General features: G+C 36.6%; 14 protein-coding genes. 10 read left to right on the forward strand and 4 right to left on the reverse strand.

Features of this window, described 5'->3' with window-relative positions; translation table 11 throughout:
* The first annotated feature begins 160 nt into the window (after positions 1–160).
* On the forward strand, positions 161–1228 hold the full coding sequence (gene fbaA, locus JEM65_RS00490) for a class II fructose-bisphosphate aldolase (protein ID WP_199596583.1): 1068 nt from the start codon (positions 161–163) through the stop codon (positions 1226–1228).
* Positions 1229–1309: 81 nt separating this feature from the next.
* The gene (gene accD, locus JEM65_RS00495; protein ID WP_199596584.1) at positions 1310–2167 is read left to right on the forward strand and encodes an acetyl-CoA carboxylase, carboxyltransferase subunit beta; all 858 of its coding nucleotides are present in this window, start codon (positions 1310–1312) and stop codon (positions 2165–2167) included.
* 46 nt (positions 2168–2213) lie between these two features.
* Here accD and JEM65_RS00500 read toward each other — a convergent pair whose 3' ends face one another.
* Positions 2214–3359 carry a sensor histidine kinase gene (locus tag JEM65_RS00500; protein ID WP_199596585.1) on the reverse strand — a complete coding sequence of 382 codons (1146 nt, stop codon included), beginning with the start codon at positions 3357–3359 and terminating at the stop codon, positions 2214–2216.
* A gap of 200 nt (positions 3360–3559) precedes the next feature.
* Between JEM65_RS00500 and rpsO the strand changes: the two genes are divergently transcribed.
* From rpsO to rpe, 8 genes are all read left to right on the forward strand, one after another.
* Complete coding sequence (gene rpsO / locus JEM65_RS00505; RefSeq protein ID WP_199596586.1) at positions 3560–3829, forward strand: 30S ribosomal protein S15; 270 nt, start codon at positions 3560–3562, stop codon at positions 3827–3829.
* A gap of 270 nt (positions 3830–4099) precedes the next feature.
* On the forward strand, positions 4100–6364 hold the full coding sequence (locus tag JEM65_RS00510; RefSeq protein WP_199596587.1) for a polyribonucleotide nucleotidyltransferase: 2265 nt from the start codon (positions 4100–4102) through the stop codon (positions 6362–6364).
* A 303-nt stretch (positions 6365–6667) separates the two neighbouring features.
* Entirely contained in the window at positions 6668–7471 is an 804-nt protein-coding gene (gene proC, locus JEM65_RS00515; protein ID WP_199596588.1) for a pyrroline-5-carboxylate reductase, read from the forward strand.
* Between the two features lies 1 nt (position 7472).
* A complete protein-coding gene (proB, locus tag JEM65_RS00520; protein ID WP_199596589.1) occupies positions 7473–8243 on the forward strand; it encodes a glutamate 5-kinase in 771 nt (256 codons plus the stop codon).
* Positions 8244–8545: 302 nt separating this feature from the next.
* Entirely contained in the window at positions 8546–9745 is a 1200-nt protein-coding gene (locus tag JEM65_RS00525) for a glutamate-5-semialdehyde dehydrogenase (RefSeq protein WP_199596590.1), read from the forward strand.
* A gap of 1272 nt (positions 9746–11017) precedes the next feature.
* Positions 11018–11392, forward strand: a complete 375-nt coding sequence (locus JEM65_RS00530; protein ID WP_199596591.1) for a hypothetical protein — start codon at positions 11018–11020, stop codon at positions 11390–11392.
* Between the two features lie 101 nt (positions 11393–11493).
* On the forward strand, positions 11494–12357 hold the full coding sequence (locus tag JEM65_RS00535; RefSeq protein WP_066433750.1) for a sigma-70 family RNA polymerase sigma factor: 864 nt from the start codon (positions 11494–11496) through the stop codon (positions 12355–12357).
* A gap of 410 nt (positions 12358–12767) precedes the next feature.
* Entirely contained in the window at positions 12768–13430 is a 663-nt protein-coding gene (rpe, locus tag JEM65_RS00540) for a ribulose-phosphate 3-epimerase (protein WP_199596592.1), read from the forward strand.
* A gap of 166 nt (positions 13431–13596) precedes the next feature.
* Here the strand turns inward: rpe and JEM65_RS00545 are convergent, their stop codons facing one another.
* From JEM65_RS00545 to JEM65_RS00555, 3 genes are all read right to left on the reverse strand, one after another.
* Positions 13597–14016, reverse strand: a complete 420-nt coding sequence (locus JEM65_RS00545) for a CBS domain-containing protein (RefSeq protein ID WP_199596593.1) — start codon at positions 14014–14016, stop codon at positions 13597–13599.
* Between the two features lie 117 nt (positions 14017–14133).
* Positions 14134–15093: a hypothetical protein gene (locus JEM65_RS00550; protein WP_199596594.1), complete on the reverse strand. Its 960-nt coding sequence runs from the start codon at positions 15091–15093 to the stop codon at positions 14134–14136.
* A 2-nt stretch (positions 15094–15095) separates the two neighbouring features.
* Positions 15096–16532, reverse strand: a complete 1437-nt coding sequence (locus tag JEM65_RS00555; protein WP_199596595.1) for an MBOAT family O-acyltransferase — start codon at positions 16530–16532, stop codon at positions 15096–15098.
* Positions 16533–16657 lie beyond the last annotated feature (125 nt).

Below are 16657 nucleotides of genomic sequence, written 5' to 3' on the forward strand. Positions count from 1 at the left end.
TTAAATAAAACCTCAAATTATGTTGGATTGAAATATTTGCCTGATACTATAAGGTTTTCGGTAGCTCAAATAAGATCTATTTATAAAAAACAGCCCTCTCAAAACCCTTATTTAGCTTTAATTTCATTATTTTTGAAATTAATTAAACAACTAAAATATTATGAGTCACAACATAAAACCAGGTGTTGCTACAGGCAAAGAGGTACAGGCTATTTTTAAACTGGCAAAAGAAAAAAACTTTGCTTTACCAGCAGTCAACGTTATCGGATCCAATACCATCAATGGTGTTTTAGAAACTGCAGCAGCATTAAACGCACCAGTAATTATTCAATTCTCCAATGGGGGTGCTATTTTTAACGCTGGAAAAAGCTTGAGCAATGACGGACAAAAAGCAGCTATTGCAGGTGCCGTTGCCGGAGCAAAACATGTTCATCTTATGGCAGAAGCTTATGGGGTTCCTGTAATTTTACATACAGACCATTGCGCGAAAAAATTATTGCCTTGGATTGACGGACTTTTAGATGCCAGTGAAAAACATTTTAAAGAAACTGGTAAACCGTTATACAGCTCACATATGATCGATCTTTCTGAAGAACCAATTGAAGAAAACATCGAGATTTGTAAAGCATACCTAAAGCGCATGAGCAAAATGGGAATGACTTTAGAAATTGAACTGGGCATTACGGGTGGTGAAGAAGATGGTGTAGACAATACTGATGTTGATGATTCTAAGTTATACACACAACCGGAAGAAGTAGCTTATGCGTATGAAGAACTGAGCAAAATTAGCGATCAATTCACCATTGCTGCCGCTTTCGGAAACGTACACGGGGTTTACAAGCCAGGAAACGTAAAATTAACTCCAAAAATTCTTAAAAACTCTCAAGAATTTTTATCCAAGAAACATGGCCTGCCTCACAATCATATTGATTTTGTTTTCCACGGCGGATCAGGTTCAACCGTTGAAGAAATTCGCGAAGGCATTAGTTATGGTGTGATCAAGATGAATATAGATACAGACATGCAATATGCTTTTATGACGGGTATTCGTGATTATTACAAGAAAAACGAAGCCTATTTAGAAACACAAATTGGCAACCCTGATGGTGAAGATTCTCCAAACAAGAAGTACTATGACCCACGTGTTTGGCTTCGAAAAGGAGAAGAATCTTTTGTTGAAAGATTAAAAAAGGCATTTGAAGATTTAAATAACGTAAATACTTTATAACTTTGCATTCCTAAACTAACTTTTCGATGGTGATTTTGTAATTCTAAAAATCGGCTATCTAAAATCTAAAATCGTAAATCAATGTCTTGGTTTAAAAGAAAAACAAAAGGAATCACCACTACTACAGAGGAGAAAAAAGACACGCCAAAAGGCTTGTGGTACAAATCTCCAACGGGTAAAATTATAGATACTGAAGAACTGGAGAAAAATTTCTTTGTGAGTCCAGAAGATGGTTATCATGTAAGAATTGGCAGCAAGGAGTATTTTCAAATTCTATTTGACGATAATGTATTTAAGGAATTAGATCCTAATTTGGCATCCAAAGACCCTTTAAAGTTTGAGGATACCAAAACATATCCAGACCGTTTAAAAGCTGCTGAAGCCAAGACCAGCCTAAAAGATGCGGTACGCTGTGCTGTAGGAAAGTCTAAAGGAAAGAATATTGTTGTAGCGTGTATGGATTTTGCATTTATTGGTGGTTCTATGGGAAGTGTGGTAGGCGAAAAGATTGCCCGTGCAGGAGAATATGCACTGAAGAAAAAGCTACCTTATGTGATCATCTCAAAATCAGGTGGCGCAAGGATGCAGGAAGCCGCTTTATCGTTGATGCAATTGGCCAAAACCTCGGCTAAGTTAGCACAATTGGCTGATGCAGGCATTCCTTATATCTCCTTATGTACAGATCCAACAACAGGTGGTACCACCGCTTCTTTTGCAATGTTGGGCGATATTAACATCAGCGAACCAGGAGCGCTAATCGGATTTGCAGGACCGCGAGTTGTAAGAGACACAACGGGCCAGGAACTCCCTGAAGATTTCCAAACTGCTGAGTTTTTATTGGAACACGGTTTCTTGGATTTTATTACAGAACGTAAGGATTTGAAAAACAAGATCAATCAATATATTGATTTGATTACCAATCAACCTTTAAGAGCTTGATTAAAAGCTTGATAACATAGTTTTGCCACACCCACTAGAATTTTTATTAATTTTCTAGTTCGTGTGGCATTATTTTTAAACCTTTACTCCCGAGTGAAGCCCTTTTAAAAAACACTTTAAAAGTAGTCCCCACATTTACGCGACTTTCCACGGTTATCTTGCCCCCCATACTTTCCACATGATTTTTTGTAATAAATAAGCCAATACCTCTCGAATCTGCACGTTGGTGGAAGGTTTTCTTAAACTGGAAGAGCTCATGCCGGTGCACATCCATATCAATACCTAGGCCATTATCATTAACTTCCAAAACAACAAAATCATCAATGACCATACTAGACAACTGCACGTATGAGCGACGGTCTTTCGAACTATATTTTATAGCATTGGTTAATAAATTTAAAATGATACTATCTAGATATACCGGAATACCCAGCACATTTAAAGTAGCACTGACCTGATTGACAATATCACATTTTTCATGTAGTGCTATCGCGTTTATATTATAAATGGCATTATCAACAAACTCTCTTAAGTTTAAAGAGAGCATCTGCTCCTGCGCCCCAAAATCAGAATTTCTAACCTCATTAAGATTTGAAATGGTACTTTCCAATTGAGACAGAGACTCTTTGAGCATCATAAAATTGCCGTTTTGCTCAATGCCTTGTAGTTCCTCTTTCATAAAATCTGTAATCATTCCTAAATTACCAAGGTGGGTTCTAAGATCATGGGTGGCAATGTGTGCAAAGTCTTTCAACCGCTCATTTTGAATGTTTGCTATAGTGGTAATAGCAGTCACCTGTTTAAGCATTTCCTTTTGCCTTGTAACATCATCAGTTTGTATTATAAAATAACGAGGTACACCATCTTTGCTGACTTCCACGGAGACTGATAAAATTACCCAAATCACGGTTCCCGTTTTGTGGAAATAGCGCTTTTCAATTTGATACCGGTCAATATCACCGTTTAACAATTGCCCGAGCTGTTCCTTATCAATACCTATATCATCCTTATGCGTAATATCAGGAAATGTCATGGTATAAAACTCCTCTTCAGAATATCCCAAAAGATCCATCAGACTCTGATTGACCCTAACCCATCTAAAATCTAACCCCATAACAGCAATACCGTTGGGAGCATGGTTAAATATATTTTCAAAAAGCGTATCCTTAATAGTAACTAAATGTGAGGGCATGGTTGTGAGGGATCTGCCTCAAAAATAACCAATTACACCGTGAACCATTAACTCGATTGCAACAAATTGTATCTAATAAACTAATTCCGGAAGTCATTAAATTATGGCTTCAACCCTTATTCATATTATAATAATTACTATATTTGCAGCTTGATTCGAAAACCGAGTCGTACATAACAATCATTTACAATAATATTAGCATGTATTTAGATCAAAAAGAAAAAGAAGACATCTTTACAAAACACGGTAAAGGTGCAAAAGACACAGGTTCTGCAGAAGGGCAAATTGCTTTGTTTACTTACAGAATCAATCATTTAACAGGACATTTAAAAAAGAACCGTAAAGATTATAATACGGAGCGTTCTCTAGTAAAATTAGTAGGTAAGCGTCGTTCTTTGCTCGACTATCTAACTAAAAAGGATGTCTTAAGATATCGTGCTATCGTTAAAGAATTAGGATTAAGAAAATAATCACTATAAAGACCACGCCTTTCAGCGTGGTTTTTTTTTACTGTCACACTCAAGCGTAAGAGTTAACAAATCGCATATAAGAAGCGAGATCCCAAAATATCCCGATAGCAATCGTCCCGATAGTTATCGTCCCGATAGTTATCGTCCCGATAGTTATCGGGAGGGACTTAACGGTTTTTCATTGGTCAACACACAACACTACACAACAACACAACCCTGTCCGACTTATAAAAAGGCGGAGACCATTGTTTAATTAGAATTAAAAAAATTATGATTCCAAAAGTTTTTAAAGAGGTCATTGACCTTGGTGATGGACGTACAATCTCCATCGAAACCGGAAAATTGGCTAAACAAGCCCATGGTTCGGTTGTTGTGCAATCTGGAAACTGCATGTTATTATGTACAGTTGTTTCCAATTACAAACAAAGTGACGTTGACTTTTTACCGTTAACTGTCGATTATAGAGAAAAATTTGCTGCCTCAGGACGTTACCCAGGTGGTTTCTTCAAAAGAGAAGCAAGACCTAGTGATGGCGAAGTTTTGACCATGCGTTTAGTTGATAGAGTATTGCGTCCATTGTTCCCTAAAGATTATCACGCAGAAACTCAAGTAATGATTCAGTTGATGTCTCATGATGATGACGTGATGCCTGATGCAATGGCTGGATTAGCGGCTTCTGCTGCCATTCAGTTGTCAGATTTCCCTTTTGAATGTGCTATTTCTGAAGCACGTGTAGGACGTATTAATGGTGAATTTGTCATCAACCCAACAAGAGCGCAGTTATTAGAGTCAGATATTGACATGATGATTGGTGCTTCTGCGGATTCTGTAATGATGGTTGAAGGTGAGATGGATGAAATTTCTGAAGAAGAAATGGCAGATGCTATCAAATTTGCCCATGAAGCCATTAAAGTACAGTGTGCTGCGCAAATGAGATTGGCGGAAGCTTTCGGTAAGAAAGCCGTTCGTGAATATGATGCAGAACGCGAAGATGCTGATTTAGCTCAAAAAATTCACACTATGGCCTACGACAAAGTGTATGCTATAGCACAAGCTGGTTCAGCAAAACATGAACGCAGTGCGGCATTTGATGCCATTAAAGAAGACATTAAAGCCTCATTTAGCGAAGAAGAATTGGCTGATTATGGTGGTATGGTTTCAAAATATTACAATAAGGCCGAAAAAGCTGCCATTCGCGACTTGACCCTAAATGAAGGGTTGCGTTTGGATGGTCGTAAGACTGACGAGATCAGACCAATTTGGTGTGAAGTAGATTATTTACCATCTACACACGGTTCTGCAATCTTTACACGTGGAGAAACTCAAGCCTTGGCTACAGTTACTTTAGGAACATCAAGAGAAGCAAACCAAATAGACATGCCATCTTTTGAAGGTGAAGAGCGTTTCTATTTACATTATAACTTCCCACCGTTTTCAACTGGAGAAGCAAGACCAATCCGTGGCACCTCCCGTAGAGAAGTAGGTCATGGTAACTTGGCACAACGTGCATTGAAAGGGATGGTGCCTGATGAGTGTCCTTACACAGTAAGAGTGGTATCTGAAGTTTTAGAATCTAACGGTTCTTCTTCAATGGCTACAGTTTGTGCCGGTACAATGGCGCTGATGGATGCTGGTGTTCAGTTGAAGAAACCTGTTTCAGGAATTGCAATGGGATTGATTTCTGATGCAGAATCTGGAAAATACGCTGTGTTGTCTGATATTCTTGGTGATGAAGATCATTTAGGAGATATGGACTTTAAAGTTACGGGTACTGCAGATGGAATTACCGCTTGTCAAATGGACATCAAGGTAAAAGGATTGTCTTACGAAATTTTAGTGAATGCCTTAAAGCAAGCACGTAATGGTCGTTTACATATTCTTGACAAATTGGTAGAAGCTATTGCACAGCCAAACACTGAAGTTAAAGCGCACGCTCCAAAAATGATTACGCGTGTTATTCCTAACGAATTCATTGGAGCCTTGATTGGACCAGGTGGAAAAGTGATTCAAGAATTACAGAAAACAACAAAAACGACGATTGTTATCAACGAAGATCCTATTACAGAAGAAGGTATTGTGGAAATCTTAGGTACCAATCAAGAAGGTATCGATGCAGTATTGACCAAAATCGATTCATTGTTGTTCAAACCAACAATTGGTGGTTCTTACCAAGTGAAAGTTATTAAAATGCTAGATTTTGGAGCTGTTGTTGAATATTTAGACGCACCAGGAAACGAAGTGTTGTTACACGTAAGTGAATTGGCATGGGAACGTACTGAAAATGTATCTGACGTAGTCAATATGGGCGATGTATTTGAAGTGAAATACTTTGGCGTTGATCCTAAAACACGTAAAGAAAAAGTATCTCGCAAGGCTTTGTTGGAAAAACCAGAAGGTTATGTAGCAAGACCGCCAAGAGATAATAGTAGAGATAACAGAAGTGGTGGACGTGATAACCGCGGCTCTCGTGACAATAGAGGTCGTGATGACAGACGTGACGATCGTAGACCAAGAGAAGATAAAAAAGAAGATTAATTTCCTTTTTTATAAATTCTTTTACCAAACCTCACAGGTCTTCGAGACCTGTGAGGTTTTTTTATGACCGATATTATTCAAAGCCCGACAAACTTGCGCAATCCCGACAACCTGTCACCTCTCTTGCATTTTCAGTTTTAAGGATTTAACAGTTATAACAGTCCTTAATTCACAAAAACGCAGCTTACATCAGGTAAATTTGTTAATTCGGTGAATCTTCAAAATAAGTCGCACAAAACAGGTCTTCCGTACAGTCCTTGCAACTAATAACGCAAATAACATTGATAATCAACAAATTAAGAAATGAAAGTATTAGTCATTGGAGCAGGAAATATGGGATTGACCTATGCAGAAGGAATGGCAAGTTCGCCTTTGCTCAGTAAACATAAACTACGGATTTTTGACACAGATCCAAAAAAAATTGAAACATTAAGACAACAACCACAATTTGTGGTTTTTGACTCGCTTGACGATTGTTTGCCAAAAGCCGACATTGTATTTATAGCGGTCAAGCCTTTTCACAGTGAAGATTTGTTTAAAACGATGAAGCCGATGCTCAACGATGAACAGATTTTTGTATCGCTGATGGCTGGTGTCACCATAGAAACCATCCAACAAGATTTAGGCAGAAGCAAAGTGGTCAGAACAATGCCAAATCTACCAGCTCAAGTTGGTAAAGGCGTTACCTCTTATACGGAATCTAAAGCCGTATCAAAAGTAGAACTGCTTATGGTGAGAAACCTTTTGGACACCACCGGAACGTCAATTCATGTAAATACGGAGAACTTTATTGATGCCTCTACAGGTATCTCAGGGAGTGGCCCGGCTTATGTATTTTACTTTATGCAATCTATGTTGGAGGCCGCTTTAAAAATGGGCTTTTCAGATTTTGATTCTAAGGTTCTCGTCAGCAACACTTTTGAGGGCGCCATAGAGCTCTTTAATCAAAATGATATTTCTCCAAAATCTTGGATTGAAAAAGTAGCCTCAAAAGGCGGAACCACTCAAGCAGCCATAGATTCTATGGACGATAATAATGTAAAGCAACTTATTGAAGACGCGGCATATGCAGCATTTGACAGAGCCGTTGAATTAGGAAAAAAATAGTATGAACACAAAACGAGTAGTAGTAAAAGTTGGTACCAATGTACTGACAAATAAAGATAATAGAATTTTAGGTCCTGTTCTAAGGGAATTGGTAAGACAAATATCTGTTTTAAACGAAAGAGATATAGAAGTCATCCTGGTATCTTCAGGATCAGCAATCGCCGGTAAGGAAATTCTTGGCGAGACCAGTATTAAAGATCCGGCCATAAGAAGACAAGTATATTCATCTGTTGGACAACCACGAATGATGCGCCATTATTACAGTCTATTTCACGATTATGGAATGCGCTGCGCACAAGTGTTGGCCACAAAACGTGATTTTGACATCGGTAAACATCGTGAAAATATGATCAACTGTTATGAAGGTCTTCTTTCAGAAGGTATCACGCCAATTGCGAATGAAGATGATGCGACCTCATTAACCATGTCTATGTTTTCTGATAATGATGAATTGGCGAGTTTAGTATCTGAGTTATTGGATGTTGACCGTTTGATCATCCTGTCCGATACAGACGGTTTATATACAGGCCACCCCGATGATGAAAATTCAAAACAATTGAAAGAGGTTAAAGTTGATGCTGATGTAGAACAATACGTAATGGCCTCAGACAAGAAAGAAGGCGAAGGTCGTGGCGGAATGGCTTCTAAGCTCAAAATCGCAAAAGGAACCGCCCAAAAGAATATCCAAACGTACATTGCAAACGGAAAGCGCGCAAATGTTATTGTTGATATTATAGACAATAAGGATGTAGGGACAAAATTCATCCATTAAAAATAACATAGTGTGAATCGGGAGGCTCGACGTAGGAATTAGCAACGGAAGTATAAAATGAGTCCGAAATAAAGAATTTTTTGAAACCAACTATCCTGGAGGCAGAGCCTCGAGGAATTCTTTACGATTAAAAATTCCTTCCCTTTTTTCAAGGGAAGGTGGCTTCAAGTCCAGAAAAGGAATTGAAGTCGGAAGGGTTACCCCAATCTAGATTCAAATTGACGCACTAAACCCGTTAAAATACTCAAGGCAGCACAAAGTGCAACAAGCCTTCAATAGCTGAATTATTTAAAATATAAATTATGAAACTGATAAGTACAGATATAAAAAACAAAGTGTTACAATCCATGATGACCATTCTTGATAGCCAACGTAGTGCTATTTTGAAAGCCAACCAGAAAGATTTGGACGCATTTGACAGAGATGATCAAGCCCTCTACGACCGATTGGTTGTGGATGATTCCAAGATTGACGGGATGATTACCGCCATTAAGGAAGTAAAAGCGCAAGACGATCCTGTAGGACAAGAAATTTCCAACTTGGTATTGGACAGCGGATTGAAAATCACCAACAAAACAGCCCCTTTTGGCACGATCATGATCATTTATGAATCACGACCAGATGTAACTATTGAAGCGGCAGTGTTGGCCTTTAAAGCGAATAATAAAATCCTATTAAAAGGTGGAAAAGAAGCGTTGAACAGCAACCTCATTCTCGAGAAATGTTGGCATGAAGCTTTACAAGAAAATGGTCTTTCCAACGATTGGATTAAACTCTTGCACTTACAACGTGAAGAAACCCAGGAATTTTTAAAGAATCCACCAGAAAAAATCGATCTTATTGTACCAAGAGGTGGGGAACGTTTGATCAAATTTGTTAAAGATCACGCCACTTGTGCAGTGCTGATTAGTGGTAGAGGCAACAACTTTTTATATGTTGCCAAAGATGCTGATTGGGAGAAAACGGTCAAAGTTATTGTAAATGCAAAAACCGACAAGATTTCTGGATGTAACGCCCTAGATAAAGTATTGATTGACAAAAATATACCCAATTATCAATCAAAGTTAAAAGAATTACAAACCATTTTACACAATTTAGATGTAGAATTGTTGGTTGATGCTAAAGTGGGAGCTGTTTTAACCGACGAAGCTCAAATTGAAAATGAAGCAACTTGGTATGAAGAATATTTAGCCATGAAGCTTTTAATTGCAGAAACTGATAGTTTGGACGTCGCTATCGAAATGATCAACACCTACTCTGGTGGACATTCGGCATCTATCTTAACTGAAGATAAAAATTGGGCACAGACGTTTATGGAGCAAGTAGATAGCGCCGCAGTATATCACAATGCCTCCACACGTTTCACAGACGGCGGACAAATGGGTGTTGGCGCTGAATTGGCCATTAGTACTGACAAGTTACACCACAGAGGTCCTTTGGGATTAAAACAATTGGTGACCAATAAGTATTATGTGTTTGGGGATGGACATGTGAGGGTTTAGGTTTGAGGGGGTCAGGTTTGAGAACAGAGAATAAGAGAATAGAGAATAGAGAATAGAGAAATGTACAAGAGAAAAATATCGAATATCCAATAACGAATGTTGAATAAGGAATAAAGAACAGAGAACAGAGAAATAAAAATTACGAATATCGAATATCAAATCACGAATAATGAAAGTTAATAGTGAAGCAAGGTGACATTGATTGATTATTATTCTGTCTGCTTTATTTTAATAGTAACTCCCATTTTAAATTCTCCTCCTCGTGAAGGAGGAGTGGATTCTGCTTCCCAAGAGAAGCAGAAGACGAGGTGGTGTTTTGGTTGATTATAATTAGGATTGAATATTGAATAGAGAGTAGAGAGTAGAGAGTAGAGAGTAGAGAGAGAAAAATATCGAATATCCAATAATGAATAACGAATGTTGAATAAGGAATAAAGAACAGAGAAATAAAAATATCGAATATCAAATCACGAATAATGAAAGTTAATAGCGAAGCAAGGTGACATTGATTGATTATTATTTTGTCTGCTTTATTTTAATAGTAACTCCCATTTTAAATTCTCCTCCTCGTGAAGGAGGAGTGGATTCTGCTTCCCAAGAGAAGCAGAAGACGAGGTGGTTTTTGTTTTGATTATAAGCAGGATTGAAGGTTGAATGGAGAGTAAAGAACAGAGAAATAAAAATTACGAATATCGAATATCAAATTACTAATAATGAAAGTTAATAGTGAAGTAAGGTGACCTTGATTGATTATTATTCTTTTTGCTTTATTTTAATATTAACTACCGTTTTAAATTCTCCTCCTCGTGAAGGAGGAGTGGATTCTGCTTCCCAAGAAAAGCAGAAGAAAGACGAGGTGGTTTTTTGGTTGATTATAATTAGGATTGAATATTGAATAGAGAGTAGAGAACAGAGAAATAAAAATTACGAATATCGAATATCAAATCACGAATAATGAAAGTTAATAGCGAAGCAAGGTGACATTGATTGATTATTATTCTGTTTGCTTTATTTTAATATTAACTACCGTTTTAAATTCTCCTCCTCGTGAAGGAGGAGTGGATTCTGCTTCCCAAGAGAAGCAGAAGACGAGGTGGTTTTTGTTTTGATTATAAGCAGGTTTGAATGTTGAATGGAGTGTAGAGAGTAGAGAACAGAAAATCACTGAAGACTGCTGACTGCCAACTGGAGACTGCTAACTGAAGACTGCAGACATAAGTTAAACATTCACAAAAATTTGTAATTGTCAATAATTTGATTATATTTTAGGTTATGGTTTACACAGATAAAGAGAAATATTCGGAGATTTTAAGCACGTCCTTGACGTACTTAGAGAACAGTGGTTTTGAAAACATCAAAGCGGACGCAGAGGGTTACGAAACCCCAAAATCGTATCACAAAAAAGGTAGTGATATTGATGTTACCCCAGATATTGTTGCAGAGAAGGAAGGGAGAAAACACTATTTCGAACTGAGTTTGAAGTCAGACCAGCCACGCTTGTTAAAATCAAAATGGTTATTTTTAAATACCTTAAGTACAATGACGTCTTCCCGATTTAAAATTATCACTACACGCGGGCATTACAAGTTCACCAATGAGATGCTTGAAGACATTAATTTAGCGGATAAGAAATTAATTAAAATTTAAAAGAATTAATCTTCACTTTCTTGTAACATTTTTAATGGTCTTTACGTATAACTACTTACCAAAGGATTATTCACCATTATAAATTAGAGAGACACACTTAAATGAGACAACTCAAAATTACGAAGCAAGTTACCAATAGGGAGACCGCTTCGCTAGACAAGTACCTTCAAGAAATTGGAAAAGTTGACTTAATTACCGCAGACGAGGAAGTAGAATTGGCGCAGCGCATTAAAGCAGGAGATCAACTTGCTTTGGAAAAACTGACTAAAGCCAATTTACGTTTTGTTGTTTCGGTAGCAAAACAATATCAAAACCAAGGTCTTACCCTACCTGATTTAATCAATGAAGGTAATTTAGGTCTTATTAAAGCAGCTCAACGTTTTGACGAGACCCGTGGTTTCAAATTTATTTCGTATGCTGTATGGTGGATTCGTCAATCTATCTTACAAGCTTTGGCTGAGCAATCGCGTATTGTTCGTTTGCCATTGAACAAGATTGGATCGATCAATAAGATCAATAAAACATTTGCCTTTTTAGAGCAAAGTCATGAACGTCCACCTAGTGCAGAAGAAATTGCAAAAGAATTGGACATGACTATCAATGATGTGAAGGAGTCCATGAAAAATTCTGGCCGTCACGTCTCTATGGATGCACCTTTGGTGGAAGGTGAAGATTCTAACTTATACGACGTTTTACGTTCTGGAGAGTCACCAAACCCTGATAAAGATTTACTACATGAATCTTTGCGTACGGAAATTGAACGAGCTTTAGAAACCTTGACCCCTCGCGAGGCAGATGTGATCCGTTTATACTTTGGTTTGGGAGATCAACACCCAATGACCTTGGAAGAGATTGGAGAAACCTTCGATTTAACTCGTGAACGTGTCCGTCAAATTAAAGAAAAAGCCATTCGTAGGCTGAAACATACCTCACGAAGCAAAATATTAAAAACCTATTTAGGATAGTCATCATTAGAGATGACACCTAAATTACGATAACAAACAGTTACAGGTTCCCGCTTTCGCGGGAATCTTACTGTTCGTTTTTTGATTGATGAAAGAACCCTCGGCTGATTACCGGGGGTTCATTTTTTTAAAATGGAATTGAAATTGAAATTGACTTTGAAGGTGAATTTGAATTTGAATTTGAAACTGAATTTGCTCCTGGAAAACCGAGAAAAATAAACTCGACGTGAATGCAACAACAGAAACCTGAAACAATAGAAACAATAAAAAAAAACCATGATTACCCCATAACAAACTATTGAATTTCAAAGGCTGTGAACTGAAGACTGCCAACTAAAGACCGAAGACTACCAACTGAAGACTGCTAACTTATTTTATTTATCTTTGCCAAAACTTTACAACACATAAATATGTCTTCAAAACTTATCGCCCCTTCCATGTTAGCAGCAGATTTTGGCAACCTTCAACGCGATGTTGAGATGGTCAACAACAGTGATGCCGATTGGTTTCATATTGACGTTATGGACGGGCAATTTGTTCCAAACATCTCTTACGGGATGCCAGTCATTTCAGCAATTAAAAAGCATGCTACAAAGCCATTGGATGTGCACCTGATGATTGAAAAACCCGAGCGTTTTATTGAAGAATTCGCAAAGGTAGGCGCGGATATCATCACTGTACATTATGAATCGACAGTGCATTTACATAGAACCTTGAGACAAATTAAGGACGCGGGCTGTAAGGCAGGAGTTGTGCTTAATATCACGACGCCTCTCGTTGTTTTAGAAGATATCCTACCGGAATGTTATATGGTGCTTTTAATGTCCATTAACCCAGGCTTTGGAGGTCAGAAGTTTGAAGAGGTGACCTATAAGCGCATCAAAAATCTTCGTCAAATGATTACAGAACAAGATTTGGACACGCGAATCGAAATTGACGGTGGCGTTACAGACCAAAACATTCAGCAATTGGTTGCAGCAGGGGCTGATGCATTTGTGGCAGGAAGCCATGTGTTTAAGAGTGATAATCCAATCGATACCATTAAGACTTTAAAGATTTTAGCAAATTCATAATACGGCATTAATAAAACTTAAACAAAAATCCCCGAGGCAATGCCCTCGGGGATTTTTTTGATTTTTAAATTTGTTACTAAGTACACCTCAGCATTGTCTGAAGTTTTAATGCGAGGCCATTGTTGGTGTTTTTCTCCGACCATTCCCTCAGAGCAAAGATGATTTTTTAAAGCTGAATCAATAGAAAATTAATCAAATCCGTGGTAGTAACGATGCCCACCAAACTTCCGTCATCGACTATTGGCAAGGCGTGAAATTCCTCTTTTGCCAATATTTTAGCTACATCTTTTATACTCGTATCTGAGGTCACAGTAACCACATTTTTTACCATCACCTGCTCTATGGTAAACATATTATAAACGAGGCTCTCTATTTCATCTTCCGTATCGTCAACAGCATCGGCAAAACTGATGCGAAGCAAATCGGTGTAACTCAGCATCCCAATAATGGCATCGCCTTTAACTACAGGGATATGTCTGATCTTGTGCTTTTTGAATAAATGTTCAGCCTTTTCTAAATCATCATCTTTCTTCAATGTGATGATTTTGACAGACATTATAGTGGATACTGGTGGTATGCTTTTCATGATTATTGGCTTTATAATTCACCTTTAAAGTAATTAATAAATTCTTTACAACCAATGATAATTATCAGACCACCTTAAGCATTATATAGTCGCGTATTACTCATAATCTCCAATAGGTTATATACGGCTTTCCAGAGATTTCGTCATTATCCTCTCATCAATGTAATCCTGTTTATTTTTCTTTTCTAATAATCCGTTAGATAATAAATCGGCAAACCATTCAGAAAACACTTTTGCTCCTTTATAATTGAGATGATCCAAATCTGCATATTCATTATTTGTAAGAGGGAAATTTGAAAAGTCCATATATTCAATATTCGCATATCTTGTTTGAAGTATTTCTACATACTTATTTTCATTTTCATACCCAGGATATTTTTCATGCTGTGGACTTCTTATTAAAATAACCCTTTTGTTATTTGCCGTGCAAAATTCAATTAAAGCATCGAGGTAAGATAAGTTTGCTTCAGAAATATCCTTTTGCGCTGCAATAGCTTCGTGCTTTAACCTTTCCGTATTCTTTATAATTGAATCAGTCAATTTTTTTTCTAAATGGAGGTATCCTCCAGATATATGTGAACGTTTTAACTTATTTTCAAAAATTTTAGTGATTTTCGTTTTTAAAGACAGTGATAGCGCATTGATGAATGCCGAAGGGTTATTTTGAAACAGTACTAAGTTATCATCAGCATTCATAAAAGAAGAATACTTCGGGTATGAATTAGATAAAAACTTATCTCCCCAAATCCAGTCATCCATACTTTCATCTATTTGATTATTAGTAAACTCTACAAAAACGACGTTTATAGAAGCGTTTTGCATTATAACCCGTTTTGTTTTAAAATAGTTATAAAAATAGGATTCCCCAGATTGCGATAAATTTTTTAAGTTAGGAATAAGAGAATCATTAAAAGCACATTCCGGATGCGAATGACCAATAACGATGGATGTCGTATTGTTTTCTATCTTAAAATTCGAATACCTTCTTTCTATAAAGGATGTGCTAATTGATACAAAAGCAATTAAGCCTATAAAAATAACAATAAAAAAAAAGAAAAATTTAATAAAAGTTCCCATACCTAAAATTGAAAATATATAAATTCCTGCTGTTGACCTTGATATATAAAAATTAATAGAAATATAAAAAGATAAAAGAACCATCTATAAAAACGTTTTTTTATTTTAAATATATTTGATAAAGCATGTTCTCCTGAACGACCACACCATTCAATAGAAATGAAAAAAGCCAATAATAAAAAAATGGATTTAGGCATTATATCAGGGATGGTGAAAAAAGAATTTGAGAATATTCCAATGATATAATCTATTGCATGTTCAACATTGTTGGCTCTAAAGAAGATCCAAGCAAATACGGTTAAGGCAAACGTTAGCAATATCGATAAAAATTCTTTAGCGCTCGGTAGATATTTGTCTTGGGCAACAATGTTTAAATTATTTCTATTATTATTCGTAATAAAAACAGGCAAGAAATACAGAGCATTTAAGCCTCCCCAAATTATAAAAGTCCAATTTGCACCATGCCAAAATCCACTAACAAGGAATATAATAAAAACATTCCGAATTTTATTCCAAGTTCCTCCACGACTGCCACCTAAAGGAATATAAAGATAATCTCTAAACCATGTGGAAAGTGATATGTGCCAACGTCTCCAGAATTCTGCAATGTCCCTCGAGAAATACGGAAATGCAAAATTCTGTCTTAAATTAAAACCAAACAGCCGCGATGTTCCAATTGCAATATCTGAATAGCCTGAAAAATCTCCATAGATTTGAAAGGTAAAAAAGATAGCCCCCATAACTAAAGTACTTCCCGAATATTCGCTTGAATTATTAAAAATCATATTTGCATATTGGGCACAATTATCTGCTATAACAACTTTTTTAAATAACCCCCACAGTATTTGTCGAATTCCGTCAACTGCTTTTGTGTAATCAAAATGCCGCTTGGTGTAGAATTGAGGCAGTAAATTTGAGGCGCGTTCAATAGGGCCAGCCACTAATTGAGGAAAGAAACTTACGAATGCGGAAAAAGCGATAAAGTCTTTAGTAGGTTCTAGTTTGCGTTTATAAATATCTATTGAATAACTTAATGTTTGGAACGTATAAAAACTAATACCAACCGGTAAAATAATATTTAAGGAATTTGCATTTATTGTATTACCAAAAAATGAAAAAGCATTAATGAAATTATCAAGAAAGAAGTTATAGTATTTAAAAAAACCAAGGAATCCAAGATTTACTATAATACTTGTCCACAACAATATCTTTCTTTTAGTTAGATTTTCTTGCTTTGTTAAACTAATCCCAATTAAATAATCTATTATCGTACTAAAAAGGATCAGGGATAGAAAACGCCAATCCCACCAGCCATAGAATACGTAGCTTGAAAATACTATTAATAAATTTTGTAGTTTTAAGTTTTTGTTTGTTACGAACCAATATAAAATGAAAATAATTGGTAAGAATAAAGCAAAGTCAATGGAGTTAAATAACATTCTTTTATTCTAATGTTTAATGTTTGTTCCGTTTTTTCTCATAACGTGCAATAACGGCAAAGCTCACCATCCTTTGGATTGTGTCTCCTCTGACTATTGGAATATAACTTATTGTGTGTTTACAA

The sequence above is a fragment of the Gelidibacter salicanalis genome, from assembly GCF_016469035.1.
GTDB classification, from domain to species: domain Bacteria; phylum Bacteroidota; class Bacteroidia; order Flavobacteriales; family Flavobacteriaceae; genus Gelidibacter; species Gelidibacter salicanalis_A.